General features: G+C 58.8%; 19 protein-coding genes and 1 pseudogene. 12 read left to right on the forward strand and 8 right to left on the reverse strand.

The window, feature by feature from the left end; all coding sequences use genetic code 11:
* Positions 1-91: 91 nt before the first annotated feature.
* Entirely contained in the window at positions 92-1,519 is a 1,428-nt protein-coding gene (locus KI810_RS11140; RefSeq protein ID WP_214175617.1) for an aldehyde dehydrogenase family protein, read from the reverse strand.
* Between the two features lie 99 nt (positions 1,520-1,618).
* Between KI810_RS11140 and amrA the strand changes: the two genes are divergently transcribed.
* A complete protein-coding gene (gene amrA / locus KI810_RS11145; RefSeq protein WP_214175618.1) occupies positions 1,619-2,161 on the forward strand; it encodes an AmmeMemoRadiSam system protein A in 543 nt (180 codons plus the stop codon).
* Positions 2,162-2,273: 112 nt separating this feature from the next.
* Here the strand turns inward: amrA and KI810_RS11150 are convergent, their stop codons facing one another.
* The 4 genes from KI810_RS11150 to KI810_RS11165 form a co-directional block, all read right to left on the reverse strand.
* The gene (locus KI810_RS11150) at positions 2,274-3,602 is read right to left on the reverse strand and encodes a citrate (Si)-synthase (RefSeq protein WP_214175619.1); all 1,329 of its coding nucleotides are present in this window, start codon (positions 3,600-3,602) and stop codon (positions 2,274-2,276) included.
* Between the two features lie 284 nt (positions 3,603-3,886).
* The gene (locus tag KI810_RS11155) at positions 3,887-5,077 is read right to left on the reverse strand and encodes a M24 family metallopeptidase (RefSeq protein WP_214175620.1); all 1,191 of its coding nucleotides are present in this window, start codon (positions 5,075-5,077) and stop codon (positions 3,887-3,889) included.
* Between the two features lie 86 nt (positions 5,078-5,163).
* The gene (locus KI810_RS11160) at positions 5,164-5,322 is read right to left on the reverse strand and encodes a hypothetical protein (RefSeq protein WP_214175621.1); all 159 of its coding nucleotides are present in this window, start codon (positions 5,320-5,322) and stop codon (positions 5,164-5,166) included.
* 43 nt (positions 5,323-5,365) lie between these two features.
* A complete protein-coding gene (locus tag KI810_RS11165) occupies positions 5,366-7,021 on the reverse strand; it encodes an AMP-binding protein (RefSeq protein ID WP_214175622.1) in 1,656 nt (551 codons plus the stop codon).
* A 450-nt stretch (positions 7,022-7,471) separates the two neighbouring features.
* On the opposite strand from KI810_RS11165, the gene KI810_RS11170 reads away from it, so the two are divergent.
* Entirely contained in the window at positions 7,472-8,152 is a 681-nt protein-coding gene (locus KI810_RS11170; protein ID WP_214175623.1) for a response regulator, read from the forward strand.
* Positions 8,149-9,918 (forward strand): two-component system histidine kinase PnpS, encoded by a 1,770-nt coding sequence (gene pnpS, locus KI810_RS11175; RefSeq protein WP_214175624.1) that lies wholly within the window; start codon positions 8,149-8,151, stop codon positions 9,916-9,918. Before KI810_RS11170 ends, pnpS begins: the two co-directional genes overlap by 4 nt.
* Positions 9,919-10,031: 113 nt before the next feature.
* Here pnpS and KI810_RS11180 read toward each other — a convergent pair whose 3' ends face one another.
* A complete protein-coding gene (locus KI810_RS11180; RefSeq protein ID WP_214175625.1) occupies positions 10,032-11,048 on the reverse strand; it encodes a peptidoglycan DD-metalloendopeptidase family protein in 1,017 nt (338 codons plus the stop codon).
* Between the two features lie 61 nt (positions 11,049-11,109).
* Here KI810_RS11180 and nfi point away from each other — a divergent pair, with 61 nt between their 5' ends.
* A complete protein-coding gene (gene nfi, locus KI810_RS11185) occupies positions 11,110-11,769 on the forward strand; it encodes a deoxyribonuclease V (protein WP_214175626.1) in 660 nt (219 codons plus the stop codon).
* A 27-nt stretch (positions 11,770-11,796) separates the two neighbouring features.
* On the opposite strand, the gene KI810_RS11190 is transcribed toward nfi, so the two are convergent.
* Positions 11,797-12,240 carry a tetratricopeptide repeat protein gene (locus tag KI810_RS11190; protein WP_214175627.1) on the reverse strand — a complete coding sequence of 148 codons (444 nt, stop codon included), beginning with the start codon at positions 12,238-12,240 and terminating at the stop codon, positions 11,797-11,799.
* A gap of 192 nt (positions 12,241-12,432) precedes the next feature.
* Positions 12,433-12,975 carry a peptide-methionine (R)-S-oxide reductase MsrB gene (gene msrB, locus KI810_RS11195; protein ID WP_246525510.1) on the reverse strand — a complete coding sequence of 181 codons (543 nt, stop codon included), beginning with the start codon at positions 12,973-12,975 and terminating at the stop codon, positions 12,433-12,435.
* 160 nt (positions 12,976-13,135) lie between these two features.
* Between msrB and KI810_RS11200 the strand changes: the two are divergent.
* From KI810_RS11200 to KI810_RS11235, 8 genes and pseudogenes are all read left to right on the forward strand, one after another.
* A pseudogene (locus KI810_RS11200) lies at positions 13,136-13,574 on the forward strand (phosphate-starvation-inducible PsiE family protein).
* A gap of 111 nt (positions 13,575-13,685) precedes the next feature.
* Positions 13,686-14,717, forward strand: coding sequence for a phosphate ABC transporter substrate-binding protein PstS (gene pstS / locus KI810_RS11205; RefSeq protein ID WP_214175628.1), 1,032 nt, complete (start codon positions 13,686-13,688; stop codon positions 14,715-14,717).
* A 247-nt stretch (positions 14,718-14,964) separates the two neighbouring features.
* Entirely contained in the window at positions 14,965-15,927 is a 963-nt protein-coding gene (gene pstC / locus KI810_RS11210; RefSeq protein ID WP_425513896.1) for a phosphate ABC transporter permease subunit PstC, read from the forward strand.
* A gap of 5 nt (positions 15,928-15,932) precedes the next feature.
* Complete coding sequence (gene pstA, locus KI810_RS11215) at positions 15,933-16,814, forward strand: phosphate ABC transporter permease PstA (RefSeq protein WP_425513899.1); 882 nt, start codon at positions 15,933-15,935, stop codon at positions 16,812-16,814.
* A gap of 59 nt (positions 16,815-16,873) precedes the next feature.
* On the forward strand, positions 16,874-17,632 hold the full coding sequence (pstB, locus tag KI810_RS11220) for a phosphate ABC transporter ATP-binding protein PstB (RefSeq protein WP_214175630.1): 759 nt from the start codon (positions 16,874-16,876) through the stop codon (positions 17,630-17,632).
* A gap of 119 nt (positions 17,633-17,751) precedes the next feature.
* A complete protein-coding gene (gene phoU / locus KI810_RS11225) occupies positions 17,752-18,423 on the forward strand; it encodes a phosphate signaling complex protein PhoU (protein WP_214175631.1) in 672 nt (223 codons plus the stop codon).
* A 346-nt stretch (positions 18,424-18,769) separates the two neighbouring features.
* Positions 18,770-19,489: a DUF4388 domain-containing protein gene (locus KI810_RS11230; protein WP_214175632.1), complete on the forward strand. Its 720-nt coding sequence runs from the start codon at positions 18,770-18,772 to the stop codon at positions 19,487-19,489.
* A 2-nt stretch (positions 19,490-19,491) separates the two neighbouring features.
* Complete coding sequence (locus KI810_RS11235) at positions 19,492-20,181, forward strand: roadblock/LC7 domain-containing protein (RefSeq protein ID WP_214175633.1); 690 nt, start codon at positions 19,492-19,494, stop codon at positions 20,179-20,181.
* The last annotated feature ends 111 nt before the right edge of the window (positions 20,182-20,292 follow it).

The raw sequence follows: 20,292 nt of genomic DNA on the forward strand, positions 1-20,292 counted from the left end.
ATGTCAACATTTTTTTAGCCGCCTATAATTTTTCCTTAACCCGGGATTTCAACCAGTTAGACTGCGTCGTAAACACCACGTGGAATAGCGGTTACAGATTAATGCAGACCATTTTGATGTTCGTCATCTCCTCCATGGCATAACGCACCCCTTCGCGCCCCAAACCACTCTCCTTGTTACCTCCGTAGGGCATATGGTCAACCCTGAACGTGGGCACGTCGTTGATGATGACGCCACCGACATCCAGTCTTTTGACGGCCTTGAACGCCTTGTTGATGTCACTGGTATAGACCCCTGCCTGGAGACCGTACACCGAGTCGTCCGCCATATCCAGAGCCTCGTCAAAAGTATCGTAGGGAAGAATTGAGACGATGGGAGCGAACACCTCTGAACACATTACCTTCATCTCTCGGGTCACGCCGGTCAGGATGGTCGGTTGCAGGCAGTTGCCGACCGCCTCGCCACCGGCAGCAACGACAGCCCCCATGTTTTTGGCCTCTTCAAGCCATTCCAGCGACCTGGCAAGTTCCTTGCGACTGATCATCGGCCCGATGTCACACCCCTTGTCCAGGGGGTCGCCAACCTTGAGCTGGCGTGTTGCGGCAACAAACTTGTCGACGAATTCCGCATAGCGGTTGCGGTGGACGAATATCCTCTGCACCGAGATGCAGACCTGCCCCGAGTTGGCAAAACTTCCGACGACACAGCGGCCGACCGCGGCATCCACATCACCGTCCTCCTCGATAATAGTGGGTGAATTGGAGCCGAGTTCCAGGGTCACCCGTTTCAGGCCGCAACGCGCCTTGATCTCCCTTCCCACCGGTGGACTGCCGGTAAAGGTGATCATGGCAAGACGCTCGTCCTCAACGAGGCGGTTGCCGACGGTGACGCCACTCCCGATGACCAGGTTGAGGGCACCGGCAGGCAAACCGGCCTCCATCAGGATTTCAGCAAGCTTGATGGAGGCAAGGGGGGTCTTTGTGGCGGGTTTAAGCACCAGTGCATTGCCTGCGGCAAGTGCGGGAGCCACCTTGTGAACCACCAGGTTCAGGGGGAAATTAAAGGGGGTAATCGCCCCGATCACGCCAATGGGGGTGCGCAGGTAAAATCCGAAACGACCGGCAGATACCGGCGAAGCATCCATAGGAACAAGTTCCCCGTGGCTCGCCTTGGCCTCGAGGGCGGCAAAGCGCAGCGTCTCGGAACTCCGCTCTGCCTCGGACAGGGCGAATTTCCACGATTTGCCCGCCTCACACGCAATGATTTCCGCCACCTCTTCCTTGTCCCGCAGTATGAAATCTGCCGCACGGTTGAGGATGTCAGACCGTTTATATGCCGGCAACGAGGCCATCACGGCGGCCCCCTTGAGTGCAGCCTCAATGGCGCGGTCCACTTCTGCGGCAGTTGCCTCGGGAACAATGCCGATCACTGAATCGTCATAGGGGTTGACAACCTCAATCCCGGGCCAGCCGTCACCAACCCACTCGCCACCAACAAGTACCCTGTAACGTTTTGCCATGAGTTCCTCCTGAGGAAGTCCATTAATTCTTGCCAAGCGACGGTCAAATATATTACGTTAAGAAATCATTAGCAACCAATTACCAGGGAGGATGACAGCGTGCAGAGCTTATTGACCAGTGAAGAAAAGCAACTTCTGCTAGAAATCGGCCGCGAAGCCGTCGTTGCCTCCGTAACAGACGGGAAAAAAACTCCTCGTACGGTAACCCAGGCAAACCTTCTTGCCAAACGAGGATGCTTTGTCTGCATCAAGATCAATGGTGCCTTGCGTGGCTGCATTGGCAACTTCACTGCCGACATCCCCCTCTTTCAGCAGGTTCAGGAGATGGCAGCAGCAGCGGCAACCCGCGATCCCCGGTTCTATCCCATGAAACCCTCGGATCTGAATGACTTCGAACTGGAGATCTCCGTTCTTTCCCCGCTCCAGAGCATATCCTCCCCGGACACGATCAAAGTCGGCCTGCATGGCATCTACATAGAGAAGAACTTTTCCCGGGGCGTGCTTCTTCCCCAGGTGGCAGTCGAACAGGGATGGGACCGGGAAACCTTTCTGCGTCAAACCTGCCTCAAGGCAGGACTTCACGAAAATTCCTGGATGGAGGGGGCCGCTATCTCCGTTTTCACTGCCGAAGTATTCAGTTGATCCACACACGGTAGGATCTGGATGAGTGCTGCGGTGACTACCGCTTAGAATAATGAAAAGGGGAGGTGCATTTGCACCTCCCCTTTTCGCGTTCAGACAATTTGCGGGCACATTAGGCCAGCTTGCGGCCGCCTTCTGCAGCCCACTTCTCGAGCATCGCGGTGGTAACCGACTTCGGACGCTCGATGGCGTAGCCGAGGCCGCGGTCCCAAGTGATGTTCGCCATGCAGCCGAGGGCGCGGCCAACACCGAAGAGGACGGTATAGAAGTCCCACTCGCGGAGGCCGTAGTACCACTGGATGACGCCGGACTGTGCATCGACGTTCGGCCAGGGGTTCTTCGCCTTGCCGTGCTCCATGAGAACGCCCGGGGCGGTCTCGAAAATCATGGCGACCAGCTTGAACAACGGATCGTCCTTAAGTCCCGGGGTTTTGAGGCAGAATTCGCGCTGCGACATGTAGCGGGGGTCGGTCTTGCGGAGAACGGCGTGGCCGTAACCCGGCACAACCTGACCGGCATTGAGGGTATCCCAGAGGGCCTTGGTGACGAGCTCTTTGGTCGGCTCTACGCCCTTGCAGTACTTCTCCTGGAACTTGATGGTCCAGTCGAGAACTTCCTGGTTGGCAAGACCGTGCAGCGGGCCGGCGAGGCCGTTGAGGCCGGCGGAGTATGCATAGTACGGGTCGGACAGGGCCGAGTGGACAAGGTGGGTGGTGTGAGCCGAGACGTTGCCGGACTCGTGGTCGGAGTGGAGGATGAAGTACATACGGGCGACGTCCTCGTACTCTTTGACCTGACCGATCATGCGGGCGAAGTTGGCGCCGCAGTCTGCGGATGCGTCGATCGGCTTCTGCTGATCGTTGCGGTACTTCAGGTTATAGATGAATGCGGCGATAACCGGGATACGGGCAACGAGATCATAGGCATCTTCGTAGACGTATTCCCAGGCGACCATCTTGTTGAACTTACCGGAGTTGTAGAAACCGGCGAACTTGGAGTCCTTCTGCAGGGCCAGGATACCGACGGAGAGCATCACCATGGGGTGGCTGTCGCGCGGCAGGGCACGAATGGCGGTGAATACGTACTCGGGAACGACCTGGCGGACTTTCCACTCTTTCACGACTTCGTCAACCTGGGCTTGGGTCGGGACATCGCCGGTGAGGAGGAAGTACCAGAAGGACTCGACCGTCGGGTAGTCTGAGCCCGGGGCCTTGGGGAGAGCTTCAAAGGTCTCGGGGATGGTCTTGCCGCGGAAACGGATACCTTCCTGGGGATCGAGGTAGGAAATATCGGTTACCAGGGAGCGGATATCGCGGGCGCCGCCAATGCACTGGTCGATGGTCACCTGGTCGATGATGACCTTGCCGAACTCCTTGGTAAGCCTAGTGGTGCGGGGACGGAACTCCTCAATCTTCTGCTTAAGCGTTTCCTTAAGTGCCATGGTGCGTAATCTCCTTTCGTCTGGTGGTGTTAAAAAATAACATTTAAAGTAACCTAATCCCTGAAGACGCCTGAAGCCCCTCCTTTCCAGTCCTGATATACGACAAACGCAAAGATGGAACGTCTATAACCACCCATGGATACGTATTTTGCATGATTTTAAAGAGAACGGTTACAAGGGAGGAAAAATGAGTTTTTAGTATACTGTATACAAAAAATTCTGCAACTGTATACCATCGCAAAAAATTAAATTCAACAAAAATCTTTCGTTTTTCTTAAAATTATTTAAATAACGACGAGTGATTGATCCGAATGGGTGAGCTGCTTGAGGCCGCTTTCGGTAAGATAGAAGGTGTCCTCGATCCCGACTGCTCCTTCGCCGGGGAAAACAACCTTCGGCTCGAAGGCAAACGCCATGCCCGGCTCCAGCCGCTGGTCATGGAATCCCCTCGCGAGGAAAGGGTACTCATCGATCTCGACGCCGATGCCGTGACCGATGAAGGATACCTGTGCCCCCCTGTTCCCCATGAAGCTCTCCGCGTAGCCAAGCTTCTCGGCCATGAAGAGGCACTCATCGTATATCTCACCCCAGGTGGGACGTTCCGGCGCCATCGCCACCATCCGCTCCTGAATTTTGAGCATGTCGTCGTATCCTTTGCGAAGCCGGTCCGAGAGGGCACCGATCACAAAGACCCGGGTCTGGTCCACCAGGTAGCCGTCGTAACTCCCCGCGAAGTCGACGATGATCGGCTCGTTGCGGCCGATCGGCTTCAGGCTGGCACCCTGGCCGAAGGAGGGGCTCGGCCCCATCCCCCCCAGGGGGGTATCGGTATAGGCCGGTACCGCACTGTCGGCACCCGAGAAGGTGTGGCCGAACATCATTTCGCCATTGAAGGCCCGCATCCGGATAAGTCCCAGATGCCCTTCCCTCCGGGCCACGTACTCAAGCTCAGCCGCCAGCTCCAGATCAGTCATCCCCTCGCGGATAACGTCCCTGGCCCGCCGATAGACCTTGTCAACCTGGTCGGCGGCATCCTGCATGATGTGTATCTCGTAGTGACTCTTGATCATCCGCACCTTGCGGATGATCGGCGTTGCATCGCTGTATTCCGCCTGGGGGTATACCTTGCGATAGCGCTCAAACAGGTTTACCGGCAGAACATCCATCTCCATGCCGATTCGTTTCGGCTCCGCGTAGCCGTAATCTGCCAGGATGCGGGGAATATCCTTCATGGACGCGAAGGGACAGACTTCTTTGAGTCCCGATTCCATCCTGGCCCGTCCAGCGTCCCGGCGTACCATATAGACCGGCTGCCCTTCCTTCGGGACGTAGAGGTTACCCGACTGAATGGTGCCGGTGAAGTAGAACAGATCAGCATTCTGCAGAATTATCACCGCGTCCAGGCCGGACAAGGCCATCTCCTCCTGCAGTCTCTTGCAGCGGTACTCGAGTTCAGTGGCGGGGGTAAGTCGCATAACTTCTCCTGTGAGGAAATGAAAAAAAACAATGAATGCGCTTTTTCCGGGGGGACCGCGGCCGGGAAACGGGAACGGAGTCGGGATTACTTCTTCATCGGTTCCTGTCCGGAAATCCGCTCCTGGCGGAGTTGTTTTTCCAGCCGCCGGCGCCGCCGGCCGCCAAGAAAAAGCTCCTCGACCACTATGGCTATAAAACAGGCAAAGAAGAGAAAAAACAGGGTTCCGAGAATAATGGATCGCACGGACACTACCTTTCGAGAGAGCGCTCACAACGGAAAGCGAACATCAGGCGCCCTCTCCCTCCTCCAGTTGAAGTTCCTTGATCGCCATCTCCCGCAGCTTGAACTTCTGGATCTTGCCACTTGCCGTCATGGGGTAACCTTCCACGAACTTGACGTATTTCGGTATCTTGTAATTGGCGATCTTCCCTCTGCAATACTCCCTGACTTCGTCCTCGGTCATGGCTTCCCCCTTCTTGACAATGACCGCAGCCATGACCTGCTCACCGTATTTCCGGTCCGGCACGCCGTAGATCTGCACGTCGGATATCTTCGGATGGGTATAGAGGTACTCCTCGATCTCTTTAGGGTAAATATTTTCGCCGCCGCGGATAATCATCTGCTTGATCCGGCCGGTGATCTTGCAGTAACCGTTCTCGTCCATCACCGCCAGGTCGCCGGTATGAAGCCAGCCATCCGCGTCTATCACCTTGGCGGTCTCCTCCGGCATCTTGTAGTACCCCTTCATGACCATGTAACCGCGGGCGCAGAGCTCCCCCTGCTTGCCCGGCGGCAGGGTGGCACCGGTCTCTATGTCGGTGATCTTCACCTCGGCACCGGGGAGCGCTCGCCCCACGGTGGAGACCCGAAGTTCCACCGAGTCCTCGGTGCGGGTCTGGGTGATGCCAGGCGACGACTCGGTCTGGCCGTAGACGCTGGTGATCTCGGTCAGGTTCATATCCTTGACGCACCGCTTCATCACCTCTATGGGGCAGACCGAACCGGCCATGATCCCGGTGCGCAGCGATGAAAGGTCGTACTTGGCGAAATCCGGATGCTCCAGCTCGGCGATGAACATGGTCGGAACGCCGTGTACCGCCGTACAACGCTCCGCGGCAATGGTCTGCAGCACCTTGAGCGGATCGAATATCTCCACCGGCACCATGGCGGTCCCGTGGGTGACCGAGGCCAGAACCGCCAGGACCGAGCCGAAACAGTGGAAGAACGGCACCGGGATGCAGAGCCGATCCTTTTCGGTGAACTTCATGCACTCGCCGATGAAAAAGCCGTTGTTGACCAGGTTGTGGCTGGTCAGCATGACCCCCTTGGGGAACCCGGTGGTACCGGAGGTATACTGCATCTGAATGGTATCATGCTTGTCGACCGTGGCCTCCGCCGCAGCCAGTTCGGCGTCGGAGACTTCCTTACCCATCTCCATGATCTGGTTGAAATTCAGCATGCCCGCAGGGGTCTCTTCACCGATGAACACCACGGTCTTGAGAAACGGCAGCTTGGGGTTGTTGAGCTCGCCCGGCTTGGTAACCGGCAGCTCGGGCACGACATCCGTGAGGGTGGCGACGTAATCGGTGTCCTTCCAGGATTTGACCATGAACAGTGTGGTTGAATCGGACTGGTTCAGGAGGTACTCCAGCTCCGCCGACTTGTAGGCGGTGTTGACGGTCACCAGAATGGCGCCGATCTTGGCGCTGGCGAACATGAGCACCACCCACTCCGGCACGTTGTAGGCCCAGATGGCGACATTGTCCCCCTTCTTGATGCCGAGCCTGAGCAGCCCCTTGGCAACCTGGCGGCAGACCCCGTTGAACTCCCGGTAGCTGTAGCGCAGTCCCCGTTCGGGATACACCAGTGCATCGTTGGCAGGGTAACGCTCCGCCACATGGTCCAGCAGCCCCCCCATGGTAAATTCCAGTTGCTGTGCCATAACCCCCTCCCCCCATCAGAAATGAAACTCAAAAATTCAGGCCTAAACCTGTTGATTTAACTGGGATTTTATGAATTAACACGGAGCATGCCGCAAGTCAAGACATTTGTAAAACAAGGTATTATTCCTTTTCGGCCCGTTACAAATGTGCTACAGGTAGAAAAAATGACTTGACAGAGATATTTCTCGAGGATTCCAAATAGTTACGATATATATCTGATTTTTAAAGGTTTTCTGGCAAATTATCCCAAAAAATTATCTGCTCTTTTTTTGTGCAATGAGCTAATAGCGGTTACTATTTGCACCCCTTGGGAAAACTCACCACCTTTTTCCACAAGGCTTTCCACAATTTGTGTGGATATGTCCAACCTGCCGGATTTACATCAGAATTAACATGAATGTAACATGACCGCAACTTTTTGCCGCTACCCTGTCGTCAGGAGTGACCCCATGAAAACCATCCTGATTATCGAAGACGAACATGACCTTGCGGAACTGGTGGCATTCAACCTGGAAAAAGAAGGGTATCGCCCCCTCGTCGCCCTCGATGGCCCGTCGGGCCTGGAAGCAGCTCGCCGCAACCTGCCGGACCTTATCCTCCTTGACCTCATGCTCCCCGGCATCATGGGAACCGAACTCTGCAAACTCCTCAAGAACCACGAAAAGACGGCAGCCATTCCGGTCATCATGCTCACCGCCAAGGGTGAAGAGATTGACCGGGTCGTCGGCTTTGAAGTGGGAGCCGACGACTATATTGTCAAGCCGTTCTCAAGCCGGGAACTGCTCCTGCGCATAAAAGCGGTGCTGCGTCGCACCATTCCCGACAAGGGGGGTGAAAAGCTCCTCCGCATCGGTCCGCTCACCATCGACACCGACCGGCACCTGGTCAATGTCGAAGGCGAAGAAATCGTCCTCACCACCACCGAGTTCAAGCTCCTCCTCAACCTGGCCGAACGGACGGGGAGGGTCCAGAGCAGGGACCTGCTCCTGAAAAACGTGTGGGGCTACAACTACATCGGCGACACCCGCACCGTCGACACCCACATCACCCGCCTCCGCACCAAGCTGGGGGAGGCCGGCGACCTCATCAGGACCGTCCGCGGTTTCGGCTACAAGCTGGAGGAATCATGAAAATCAGGATACAGTGGAAACTGATGGCGTCCTACCTCCTGCTGATACTGCTCATGGGCGGAGCTCTCTACGTCTACCTCAATCACACCCTCTCCGACTACCTGGTAAACGGTATCAGGGACAACCTTTTCAACGAAGCCCGCCTGGCAAGACTCACCGTAGCCCGTCACAGCAGCGACCTGCACAGGGACGCGCCAGCCCTGGCAGATGCAACCGGCAAGGAGATCAAGGCCCGGGTCACCATAATCGCCACCGACGGCCGGGTAATCGGCGATTCCGAAGTCAAGGCCGCCGACCTGGCGGGACTGGAGAACCATCTGCAGCGGCCCGAGGTACAACAGGCCCTGACGACCGGCAGCGGAAGCGCCATCCGCTACTCTTCCACGCTCAGGACCTCAATGCTGTACGTAGCCATCCCCATCCGGACAGAGGGGCCGACCCCCGCCGTTCTCCGTCTGGCTCTGCCCCTGGCTACGCTCGACAAGACCAGGGAGAACATCCACACCATGCTCGGCGCCGCCCTGGCGGTGGCGATCATGCTTTCCCTCCTCTTCAGCTATATCCTTTCCCGGATGACATCCCGCTCACTGCGCACCATGACCGCCAGCGCCGCACGTATAGGAAGGGGGGAGTTCGGCCGCCGCATCCCGGTCCGGACCAGCGATGAACTGGGAGAGCTGGCACAGGTGATGAACGACATGAGCGAACGGATCAAGGGGCAACTGGAACGTCTAGCTGCGGAAAAGACCCGTCTCGACACCATCCTGCGGGGAATGGGAGAGGGACTCATGGTGACCGACGCAGAAGGTGTCGTCACCCTGGTCAATCCGTCCTTCCGCACCCTCTTCGCTATCGGCGAAGAGGTGGAAGGGAAACAGCTCATTGCCATCACTCGCCACCCGGACCTCCATGAAGCATACCGCAAGGTTCTCGCCACCGGCTGCGAACGGATCGAGGAACTGAAGATCCAGCTCGGAGGTGATAAAACCCTCCTCACCCACTGGGTACCCCTCCAGGACGAAGGAACGCTCCTGGGTGTGGTGGCAGTGTTCCACGACATCAGCGACCTGAAACTGCTGGAGAAAATCCGGAGGGATTTCGTGGCGAATGTCTCCCACGAATTGCGTACCCCGGTCACCGTTATCAAGGGGTATGCCGAAACCCTGCTGGGAGGAGAGCTATCCGCCAATCCGGAACGGTCCGCCCGTTTTCTGGGGATCATCTACAACCATGCGGAGCGCCTCGCCGCGCTCATCGGGGACCTCCTCACCCTGTCGGAGCTGGAATCGGGAGATCTCGCACTGGAGGTTACCCCTGTCAACCTGGAAAGCACGTTGAACAGTGCCATCGCTTTGATGGAACACGCAGCCGACGAGAAGGGGATAACCATAACCTGCAGCGACCAGATCGGAGCGACCAGAGTCCTGGCCGACCGGGGCCGACTGGAACAGGTACTCATCAACCTGCTCGACAACGCCATAAAGTACACCCCGGAACGGGGGGACATAACCGTCGATTGCTCCAGAGAAGGGAATATGGTACGGATCGCCGTTGCCGACACCGGTCTCGGCATCCCCCCCCAGGACATACCCCGCATCTTCGAGCGTTTCTACCGGGTGGACAGCGCCCGGAGCCGCGACCAGGGGGGGACCGGCCTGGGGCTTTCCATTGTCAAGCATATTGTACAGCTCCACGGCGGAACCGTGGCGGTCACCAGTACGCCGGGAAAGGGCTCCGCCTTTTCCTTTACCCTGCAGGCCGCCTGAGACCGAACAGGCCAGCCTGCATCCCTGCACGGCACACCAACGAAAAAGGCTTCCGTTCCACCGGAAGCCTTTTATCATGATTCATCATCATCAATGTACCTGCAGGCGAGTTCTTAATTGCTGCTCCTGCCAGATGGGCGTGACGCCACGTTTACTCCGACCGGCGGCAGACGGCGAAAAACGGCCTTTGCACTCTTCACCCCGGCTGCCGTCAGGGTGCATTCCGGTTTCGAACCGCTGCACGCCCCCTCCCAGCCTGCGAATTCCGCCCCGAAATAGGGGACCGCGGTAAGGGTCACGCTGGTCCCGGGGACAAAACTTGCCATACATCCGGAACCGCAACTGATAGTCCCCTCCCCGCCAGTCACCACCCCGTCGCCTGGAGAACTCCTCTCCACGATAACGTCGGCCCGGAAGGGAGGATCGTACTGCCAGAGCGCAGGCCCCGTATTCGGACCGCACTCCCCTGCCCACGGATCCGCCAGCCGTATTCGCCCTTCTTCCCGTGCGAATACGCCGAAATGGAGGTGGGGAAGGAGGGATGCACCGGAACTCCCGACCTCACCGAGCTTCTCGCCTTGCTTTACCCTTTGTCCCACGACGACTGCCAGGGAACCGGTGCGCAGATGCGCGTACAGTGTGGCGGCAACCTCCGGAAAGCCCCGGTGGGCGACAAGCACGTAGTTACCTGCGTCGAACCCCCAGCTGAAACAGCCTTCCCTGGCGGAACAGAACTCATTGTCGGCCGCATCGTCACTGGCACGACCGGCACTTCCTGACAGCTGGGGTGGCAGGGCGGTGCGGCACTCCGGTTCATCGCCGTCAGGACAATGGTCGAAACGTCCGCCTGCCACCCATAATACCTCGCCATCAGCAGCTGCATAGACGGGTACGCCGGCCTCGGTGGATGAGACGACGATGTCGGTCCCCGTGTGCCCCGTATATCCCGGCGCTCCGCAGTTGAAAGCCTTCCCCACTCCATCCAGATCGGGGTACCCGACATAAAACTTGCTTCCCGCACAGTCCACGCCTGGAGTACAGCCGATAGGCCACGCCAGCGGGCCGGCTGAAGCCATAGCCGGTGCGACGATCACCAGTAACACACATATGACCAGTTTCAGTCTGAACATCGGAGTCACCCTTGAAGAATTGACAATACGGTCTACAATCGGTTGGGGAGGAAAGCACTCCATGAAATGGCCAGCCACCATAGCGGAAGCGAAACGACTCCAGGAAGAGATGGTCGGCAGGGTGAGGCTGACGCCGCTCACCTGCAGGCCCCTGACCATAGGAGGAGTTGACGCGGCCTACGGCAATGGGCAGACCGTGGCCGCCGCAGTGGTGTACGACTATCCAACCCTGACCCTCCGGGAGGAGGCGGTCGCGGCACTCCCCACCACGTTCCCCTACGTCCCCGGCTACCTCTCCTTCCGGGAAGGGCCGGCCATCCTTGCCGCCATCACCCGGCTCTCTGCGCTCCCCGACCTGTTCATCGTCGACGGCCAGGGGATCGCCCACCCGCGCGGCATCGGTATCGCCACATTCCTCGGCGTTCTGCTGGACCGTCCCACCATCGGCAGCGCCAAGTCACTTCTCGTCGGCACCTACGACGAGCCCCCCGCCGAACGGGGGTCCCGGACTCCTCTTTTCTACCGGGGGCAGGCCGTCGGCGCCGTCCTTCGGACCCGACAGGGGGTCAGACCGCTCTTCGTCTCACCCGGCCATCTCGTGACCATCGATGAGGCAGCGGACATTGTCCTGGACTGCTGCACCCGTTACCGCCTCCCCGAACCCCAGCGGGAGGCTGACCGGCTGGTGGGAACAAGAAAGCGGGATTTCTCCCCGCTCTGATGAACATTCCCCCGTCGATGCCGCGCGTCACCTCATCCCCAGCCTGCAGAGAAGAAGGCCGAGATGCTTGTTTATGATATTGTCCCTGCCGAGAAAGCCGATGACAGGGGGCTTGCGGGACCCTATCGTTTCGAGGAGCTCACCGATGACAGGGTGGGGAGCAATCGCCATCCCCTCTCGCAGGACCTCAAGCGCTTCCGCCTTGTTGCCGGCAAGGAGAAGAATCCTCCCCAGATTGAGGTAATGGTCCGCCATGCCAGGATCTTCCGCAATGGACTGGCGACAGAGCCCGATTCCTTTCTGCACCTGCCCCCGCTGAAGGGCAGCACAGTACCCCAGGTAGGAAAGGTAGCGCGGCCGGGAATCCACCTGTACCGCCTTCTCGAAATGAACGAGCGCAGCAAGGGTGTTTCCTTCCGAGAGATCAGCCATCCCCCGCGTAAATTCCCGTTCGCTATCAACGTGCGGCATGTCCCCTCCCGCAAGCTTGGTGTCCGACACTTTCCTCTTGGCACTGCATCCTCTGCGCTATGCAAAAAAAACGCCACCGGAGGACAAGCTCCCGGCGGCGTTTTATCATGTACCCACTAGCGTCGATCCGCCATATGACCCACATTGTCCGGGATAATGGCGGTGTAAGACGGGAAAAACCTCAATCTGCCGTCATCGTGCCAGCCCCCCCTCTCCTCGCGGGATAAATTTCAGGGCTGCCGAATTCATGCAGTAGCGGAGCCCCGTCGGTTTTGGCCCGTCGTTGAAAACATGACCCAGGTGGGCATCGCAGCGGGCACAGATCACCTCGGTCCGACGCATGAAAAAGGAGCGATCCTCGACGGTGCGGATGTTGTCCGGAGCGACCGGCTGCCAGAAGCTGGGCCATCCGGTTCCCGATTCGTACTTGGCCTGGGAGCTGAACAGATCCAGATCGCAGCAGATGCAACGGTAGATCCCCTCTGCGTGGTTGTTCCAGTATTCATTCTTGTAGGCAGGTTCGGTCCCTCCCTTCCGGGCAACCTTGAACTGTTCAGGAGTGAGCTGCTTGCGCCACTCCGCATCGCTCTTGACTACCTTGTCCGTCATGACGTACCCCCCCTTGGCCACCGAATAAAGCCGGATTTGCCCCCCCTTCTGCTGGGCCGCCACCGTTGCCGTACCGGCCATGACCGTGCAGAGCGTAATCACCGCAACCATTTTCCCCATTCCCATGGTCGTCACCTTTCGTCGGCGGGATGTAATCTATGGCTAATTACCCCATGAGCATACATTCATTCCACGCCGACTTCAAATTTTTTCCCATTCATTACCGGCATTTGACATTGCTGTAACACGGGTGGTCTAAGGTGACGTCTATTAACAGGGAGGAAACATGTGGAAAGAAGATGTCATCGATCTTGAAACTGGCGCGTTTTTTCGAAATCTCGGCCCGGGTTCTGCTGAGCCTGCTTATCACTGCCATACTGGTGGCAATCCTGGCAGGCACACTCTACACCTTTTACGACCTGCGGCTGGTACTCATGAGCGATTTCCATGGTGCCTTCCGGACCATTCTCGTCGACCTTCTGACCGTCCTGGCACTGGTGGAGGTCCTCCGGACAACCCTGGCATACTTTTCTGAAGGACGGGTCAAGGTGACCTATATCATCGACACGGTCATCGTGACGGTCCTCACGGAGGTAATGGCATTCTGGTACCGGGAAATGGGATGGGAGAAACTCGCCATGGTGATCGTGCTGGTCCTTTCCCTAGCCCTGGTCCGCATCATCGCCGTACGCTTCTCCCCCCGGCGTGCCCGGGAAGAATTCTAGCACGTTGCGGGAATTTTCCCACTGTTCAGCAAGCTGTGACACAGCTGTAACATTGATCTGGGTAGTATGTTCCCAGACAAGACAACAACCGACAGAAGGAGACATGTACCCATGCTCAAGAATGTTCGCAAAAGCCTGCTTGCCCTGGCCATCATGGCGGCAACCGCAGTGGCGGGTCAGGCCTCGGCCGAAACCCTCGTCAACGGCGCCGGCGCCACCTTCCCTTACCCCATCTACTCCAAATGGTTCAGTGAGTACGCCAAGGTCGACCCCAGCGTGAAATTCAACTACCAGTCCATCGGCAGCGGCGGCGGCATCAAGCAGATCACCGCCCAGACCGTCGATTTCGGCGCCAGCGACAAGTTCCTCTCCGATGCGGAGCTGAAAGCCGCCCCCGGCAAGCTCATTCACATTCCGACCGTCATGGGGGCAGTCGTTGTCATTTACAACATTCCCGGCGTACCCAAGGGGCTCAAACTCTCCTCCGAGGACGTGGCAGACATCTTCCTCGGCAAGATCACCAAATGGAACGACCCGAAGATCGCTAACGACAACCCGGGAGTGAAACTCCCCGACCAGCCGATCGTCGTGGTGCACCGGTCCGACGGAAGCGGCACCACGAGCATCTTCACCGACTACCTCTCCGGCGTGAACGCCGACTGGAAAAGCAAGGTCGGCACCGGTTCGTCGGTCAAGTGGCCGGTCGGGCTCGGCGGCAAGGGTAACGAAGGGGTCGCCGGCCAGGTAAAGAACACCAAATACGCTATCGGCTACGCGGAACTGGCTTATGCCTTTGAAAACAAGCTCACCTACGCCACCCTGAAGAACAGGAGCGGCCAGTTCGTCGAGCCCTCCATCAAGTCCACCAGCGCCGCAGCGGCGGCAGCGGCAAAGCAGATGCCGGCCGACTATCGCATTTCCCTGGTGAACCAGCCGGGCAAGGAGGCCTACCCTATCGTCGGCTTCACCTGGCTCCTGGTCTACGAGCAGCAGAAGGACAAGGCCAAGGGGAAGAAGCTGGTGGAATTCCTGGAGTGGTCCCTGCACAAGGGACAGAAAATGGCCAGCGGCCTCCTCTACGCACCGCTGCCGGAAAACGTCCAGAAAATGGTGGGAAAGACCATCAAGACCATCAAATACTAACCCGGATTGCTCTGTGATTCAGCCCGGCCGGCGTGCTTGTCCCCTTCGCCCAGGCCGGGCCTTTTTACTCCCCTGGCAATCATTACAGCCGGGTTAAGATTCTGCCACAAGAGATCGGCGACACAGGGAAAACTCCAGTCGCAAGGGAGCGGGAACCGGGAGCAAGGCGTACGGAGGTACGTCGAGCTTTCCGGCCCGCAGCCTGATGCCGCAGATGGACTTTTACCGACGCCGCCCTGGAGGTACCGTGTCCGACGTCACGGCATCACACCGATGGAAAATTGAAAAAGGATTGTCCGGCGACTTCATCTTCAAAGCCGTGACCGTCCTGTTCGCCTTCAGCATCCTCGTTATTCTCATGCTGATGCTCTACGAAATGGTCTCCCAGAGCCTTCCGTCCCTCAGGAAATTCGGCGGCCATTTCATTACCGGTATGGAATGGGACGCGGTCCAGGAAAATTTCGGCGCGCTTCCGTTTATCTATGGCTCGGTGGTCTCTTCCATCCTGGCGCTCCTTCTCGCCACCCCCCTTGCCGTGGGCACGGCCCTGTTCATCACGGAGATCGCCCCCCGCCGCCTGGGAGGGTTCGCCGCATCCCTCGTGGAACTGCTGGCCGCCATCCCCAGCGTCATCTACGGCCTCTGGGGGATACTGATCATGACCCCCTGGCTGCAGCAGACGGTACAACCGCTTTTGCAGAAATATCTCGGATTCCTCCCCTTCTTCGATGGACCCGCCTACGGCGTGAGCATGCTGGCAGGGGTGCTGATCCTGATGATCATGGTGGTACCGATCATAACCTCCATAACCAAGGAGGTTTTAATGGCAGTCCCCCGCAGCCAGCGCGAAGCCGCCATCGCCCTGGGTGCCACCCGCTGGGAAATGATCAGGATGGCCGTGCTCCCCTACGGCAAGTCCGGCATCCTCGGTGCGGTAATCCTCGGCCTGGGACGGGCAATCGGCGAAACCATGGCGGTGACCATGGTGATCGGCAATAACCCGCAGATATCCCTCTCCCTCTTCAGTCCCGCCTACACCATGCCGAGCGTCATCGCCAACGAGTTCGCCGAAGCGTCCTCCCCCCTCCACAGTGCGGCCCTCATGAACATCGGCCTGCTCCTGCTGGTCATCACCCTGATCATCAACGCCCTGGCGCGACTCCTCCTCTGGAGCATGAGCCGCGGGGCAGCACGGGGGACAAAACTGTGAACGTCATGACTTCAATCGACCGGTCCGCCGCAGAACAGCGCAACACCATGCGCTCGCTCCCCCTGCGCAACACCAAAAACACCATCATGACCCTGTTGATGGGAGGGGCGCTGCTGGCGGTCCTCTTCCCCCTCGGGCTCATCTTCGTCCATATCGTGAAGATGGGGCTGAGCGCCATCAGCCTCGACTTCTTCCTCCACATTCCGCGGCCGACCGGTGAAGTTGGGGGGGGGATGGCCAACGGCATGGTCGGCTCCATGGTCCTCATCGCCATGGCCTCCCTGATGGGGATTCCGGTCGGTATTTTCGGCGCCATCTATCTCTCCGAATACGGCGGCTCCCGCATCTCGACGGTAATCCGGTTCTGCGCCGACGTCCTCTCCGGCATACCGTCCATCATCACCGGCATGGTCGTCTACAGCATGCTGGTGGTGCCGATGAAGGGGTTTTCCGCACTTGCCGGCGCCTTCGCCCTCGCCCTCATCATGATCCCCATTGTGCTCAGGACCACCGAGGAACAGCTGAAAATGGTCCCCACTTCCCTGCGGGAGGCATCCCTTGCCCTGGGGGTCCCCCTTTGGCGCACCACCCTCAAGGTGACGCTCCGGAGCGCCCTGACCGGCGTGATGACCGGCATCCTGCTGGCTATAGCCCGCATTGCGGGTGAAACGGCTCCGCTTCTCTTCACGGCGCTGGGAAACCAGTTCTGGAGCAGCAAGCTGACCCAGCCAATCGCAGCACTGCCGCTCCAGATATTCAGCTTCGCCATAGCACCCTACGACGACTGGCACCGGCTGGCCTGGGCCGGCGCGCTGGTGCTTGTCGTGACCATGTTCGCCCTGAGCCTGACGGCGCGGTATTTCGGCAGGAGCGGGCACAAAAACTAGCACGGAAGAATTACTGTACGGAATGCACATAGTCTGCTTCCTCACCACATGAGGTTCCCATGAACAGCAAGGTTAAACTCGACGATCTGAACGTCCATTTCGGCGGCACCCACGCGGTCAAGGGGGTCACCATCGACTTCCCTGCCAACAGCGTCACCGCCATCATTGGCCCCTCCGGCTGCGGCAAGTCCACGGTCCTGCGCGCCATCAACCGGATGCACGACATGACCCCCGGCGCCCGGGTCTCCGGCAGGATTCTCCTGGACGAAACCGACATCTACGGGCGGGGTGTGGACCCGGTCGCCATCCGGCGCAGGATCGGCATGGTGTTCCAGAAACCGAACCCCTTCCCTGCCATGTCGATCCATGATAATGTGATTGCCGGCTACAAGCTGAACGGCCGGATGCGCCGGGACGAGGCCGACGAGATCGTCGAAACGAGCCTGCAGCGGGTCGCCCTCTGGGACGAGGTAAAGGACCGCCTGAAGAGCAACGCCATGGAGCTTTCGGGGGGACAGCAGCAGCGGCTCTGTATAGCCCGTACCATCGCCGTCCGACCGGATGTGATCCTGATGGACGAGCCCGCCTCGGCCCTCGACCCGATCTCCACCCTCAAGATCGAAGAACTGATCGAGGAACTGAAGGAGCGGTACACCATCATCATCGTCACCCACAACATGCAGCAGGCCGCCCGAGTCTCCGACGTCACCGCCTTCTTTTACCTGGGGGAACTGATCGAATGCGACGTCACGAAGAAGATCTTCACCACGCCGGACAGGAAGCAGACGGAAGACTACATTACGGGAAGATTCGGGTAAATACAGGGACCGGGGACCCGGGACCGGTAACAACCAAAAGCGATTAATCCAGAGAGGTTGGGTATGGGGTTTCGGTCTTACCGATTCCTGGTCCCTGATCACCAATCACGGAGTTTAATATGGAACGGGAACATTTCAGCAGACAGTACGACGCGGAACTCAACATCATCCGGGAAAAGCTCCTGGAGATGGGGGGGAAGGTGGAGGTGATGCTGGTCAACGCCATGAAGGCCCTGGTGGAGCGTGACACGGCACTGGCCGAGCGAACCATCGCCTTCGACCATGAGGTCAACACCCTGGAGATGGAGATCGACGACAAGTGCCTGGAGGTCCTGGCCCGGCGCCAGCCGGCCGGCCGTGACCTCCGCTTCATCACCCTCGCCTTCAAGATCGTCACCGATCTGGAACGGATCGGCGACCAGTGCGCCAACATCGCCAAGCGGGCGCGGGAGCTCAATGCCGAGCCCCCCCTCAAGCCCTACATCGACCTCCCCCGCATGGCCCACTGCGCCATAGGAATGGTAAAGGAAGCACTGGACTCCTTCGTCAGGGGGGATGACGAACTTGCCGTGAAGGTCTGCAAGGACGACGAGTTCGTAGACCAACTGAACGAGCAGATCCAGCGGGAACTCCTCACCTTCATGATCGAGGACCCGTCAACCATCTCCCGTGCCATCAAGGTGAACCACATCTCCAAGTGCATCGAAAGAATCGCCGACCACGCCACCAATGTGGCGGAGATGGTCATCTTCATGGTCAAGGGAAAGGATATCCGCCACACCATCGCCTGACATCTTCCCCCCTGGGACGCGCCGGCCGGTGCGTCCCAGGGGGAAGAAACTCTCCGTCATTTCCCAACCGACTCGGCGTACATTTTGCTTTCCTTTTGACAGGGGCACCTGTCGACCTGTCAGCACCGCATGCCGACCGTGCAATCATGCGGGATTCGACGCATCGGCCCCCCGCCATATTTTCAGCCAATTCTAATATATTCCGTCATTTCGCCAATCGGTCCCGGCCAATCCGGGCATCCCGTTTCGCCCTTCTCGGCCGCGGGAATTAACCTATTTTTATTTTTCGTTTTGTTTGGTAGAGTAGGGACTCTTTTTGCAGCTCACGTGTCGAGAGAGGGATGCCATGGCGCAGGAAACACCTCAAAAATCCCCGACCGGCTTCGCCGGGTCGGTCGATGGCCTTCAACTGGCAGATGTCCTGCAACTGAAAGGACACAACCGGTTTTCAGGCTGCATTACCGTGGAATACGGGACCGCGCAGGGGATGATCTTTTTCCGCGACGGCGAGATCATCCATGCGGAGCAGGGGAAAGCGACGGGGGTAACGGCCTTTAACGCCATCATCTGCTGGCCCGGGGGAAAGTTTGCCATCCAGCCGAAGGTGACCACCACCAGCCGCACCATCACGGAAAGCCTGAACTATCTCCTCCTGGAAGCCCACCGGCTCATGGACGAAGCACAGGCCGGCATCCGGCAGCCGCAGCCGGAGCCTCAGCAGGAAAGCAGACGGTCGCTCCCCGGCATCGCAGAACGGGCACTGGCCGTGCCCGGCGTTACGTACGCCGTCGTTACCGACAGTAGCGGCGTTCCCCAGCAGGATGGTACCTTCGAGGCAGAGTCCCTGGCCCGCCAAGGAATGGCCTTGACCCGGATCGGCAACAGCCTGGGGGGGTTGTTCGGCGTCGGAGCGGTTAAATCCGCAGCCTGGCAGGGGGGAAACTACCAGTTGCTCCTGTTCGAAGCACGGAACAATTACCTGTGCGTGGCGGTCCAGGGTTCCAGCCAGCTCGGGCAGGTGGAAACCGACCTCCGGGCGGCGCTCACCGCCAGGAAGCAGGGGTAACCATGAAAGAAATCCTTCATCAGGTGAACGGCGTGCCCGAAGTTGTCGGCAGCCTGGTGTGCGACACCACGGGCCAGGTCCTGGGCCACGACTTTCCGCCGCTGTTCGACGTGGCCATCGTCCAGAAGGCGGCATCACTTCTTACCGACAGCTCCCTCCCCCTGCAGAACGGCACCGCCATGAGCGGCATGCTCGACCTCCGGTACAGCGACGGGCGGATCATCGCCCGTGAATTGCACGGGGGGCTCCTCATGGTGCTTTGCACCAAGGCCGTCAACCTGGCGATGCTGAATATCTCCCTCAACGTTGCCAAAGCCAAACTGGAGCAGCTTCTCCCCTCCACCGCAGATACTGCTGCACAAACAACGACCACCACACCGGCCAGCACAGGTGAGGGGGCCCTTGTCGCCTGCCGGCTGGAGAGCAGCGCAGCCAGCCGCGGCTTCAACGAACTCGGCATGGTCGGCATGAACCATCTCACCGCCCGCCAGATCGGCGACCGCCACCAGTGCGGATCATTCAAGAAAGTGACCATCGCCAACCAGAAAAACGGCACGACCGGCACCTTCCCGGTCATGCTCATCAATGACGAAACGAATCAGTACGACGACATGCTCATTCTCAGCCCCGCCATCGAGAAAAAGCTCGGTGCCGCCGCGGGCGATCCGCTGGTCGTGACGCCGATTACCTGAAAAAGCCCCCACCTTCGTGCCGTGCGCCCGCAGGCCTGCGCCGGGGCGCCGGCCGCCTGCGGCCTACCCCAATTGGCAGTTGACATCCATCACCCCCGCAAATTAAAGTGA

Source organism: Geomobilimonas luticola (genome assembly GCF_018476905.1).
GTDB classification, from domain to species: Bacteria; Desulfobacterota; Desulfuromonadia; order Geobacterales; family Geobacteraceae; genus Geomobilimonas; species Geomobilimonas luticola.

Excerpts from the sequence above, each read along its gene's own strand:
- phoU (WP_214175631.1), top strand. The coding sequence starts at position 17,752 with ATGGAACGGGAACATTTCAGCAGACAGTACGACGCGGAACTCAACATC.
- nfi (WP_214175626.1), top strand. The coding sequence starts at position 11,110 with ATGAAATGGCCAGCCACCATAGCGGAAGCGAAACGACTCCAGGAAGAG.
- pstS (WP_214175628.1), top strand. The coding sequence starts at position 13,686 with ATGCTCAAGAATGTTCGCAAAAGCCTGCTTGCCCTGGCCATCATGGCG.
- KI810_RS11140 (WP_214175617.1), bottom strand. The coding sequence starts at position 1,519 with ATGGCAAAACGTTACAGGGTACTTGTTGGTGGCGAGTGGGTTGGTGAC.
- KI810_RS11190 (WP_214175627.1), bottom strand. The coding sequence starts at position 12,240 with ATGCCGCACGTTGATAGCGAACGGGAATTTACGCGGGGGATGGCTGAT.
- msrB (WP_246525510.1), bottom strand. The coding sequence starts at position 12,975 with ATGGGAATGGGGAAAATGGTTGCGGTGATTACGCTCTGCACGGTCATG.
- pstA (WP_425513899.1), top strand. The coding sequence starts at position 15,933 with ATGACTTCAATCGACCGGTCCGCCGCAGAACAGCGCAACACCATGCGC.
- KI810_RS11150 (WP_214175619.1), bottom strand. The coding sequence starts at position 3,602 with ATGGCACTTAAGGAAACGCTTAAGCAGAAGATTGAGGAGTTCCGTCCC.
- pnpS (WP_214175624.1), top strand. The coding sequence starts at position 8,149 with ATGAAAATCAGGATACAGTGGAAACTGATGGCGTCCTACCTCCTGCTG.
- pstB (WP_214175630.1), top strand. The coding sequence starts at position 16,874 with ATGAACAGCAAGGTTAAACTCGACGATCTGAACGTCCATTTCGGCGGC.
- KI810_RS11165 (WP_214175622.1), bottom strand. The coding sequence starts at position 7,021 with ATGGCACAGCAACTGGAATTTACCATGGGGGGGCTGCTGGACCATGTG.
- KI810_RS11230 (WP_214175632.1), top strand. The coding sequence starts at position 18,770 with ATGGCGCAGGAAACACCTCAAAAATCCCCGACCGGCTTCGCCGGGTCG.
- KI810_RS11180 (WP_214175625.1), bottom strand. The coding sequence starts at position 11,048 with ATGTTCAGACTGAAACTGGTCATATGTGTGTTACTGGTGATCGTCGCA.
- KI810_RS11170 (WP_214175623.1), top strand. The coding sequence starts at position 7,472 with ATGAAAACCATCCTGATTATCGAAGACGAACATGACCTTGCGGAACTG.
- KI810_RS11155 (WP_214175620.1), bottom strand. The coding sequence starts at position 5,077 with ATGCGACTTACCCCCGCCACTGAACTCGAGTACCGCTGCAAGAGACTG.
- KI810_RS11235 (WP_214175633.1), top strand. The coding sequence starts at position 19,492 with ATGAAAGAAATCCTTCATCAGGTGAACGGCGTGCCCGAAGTTGTCGGC.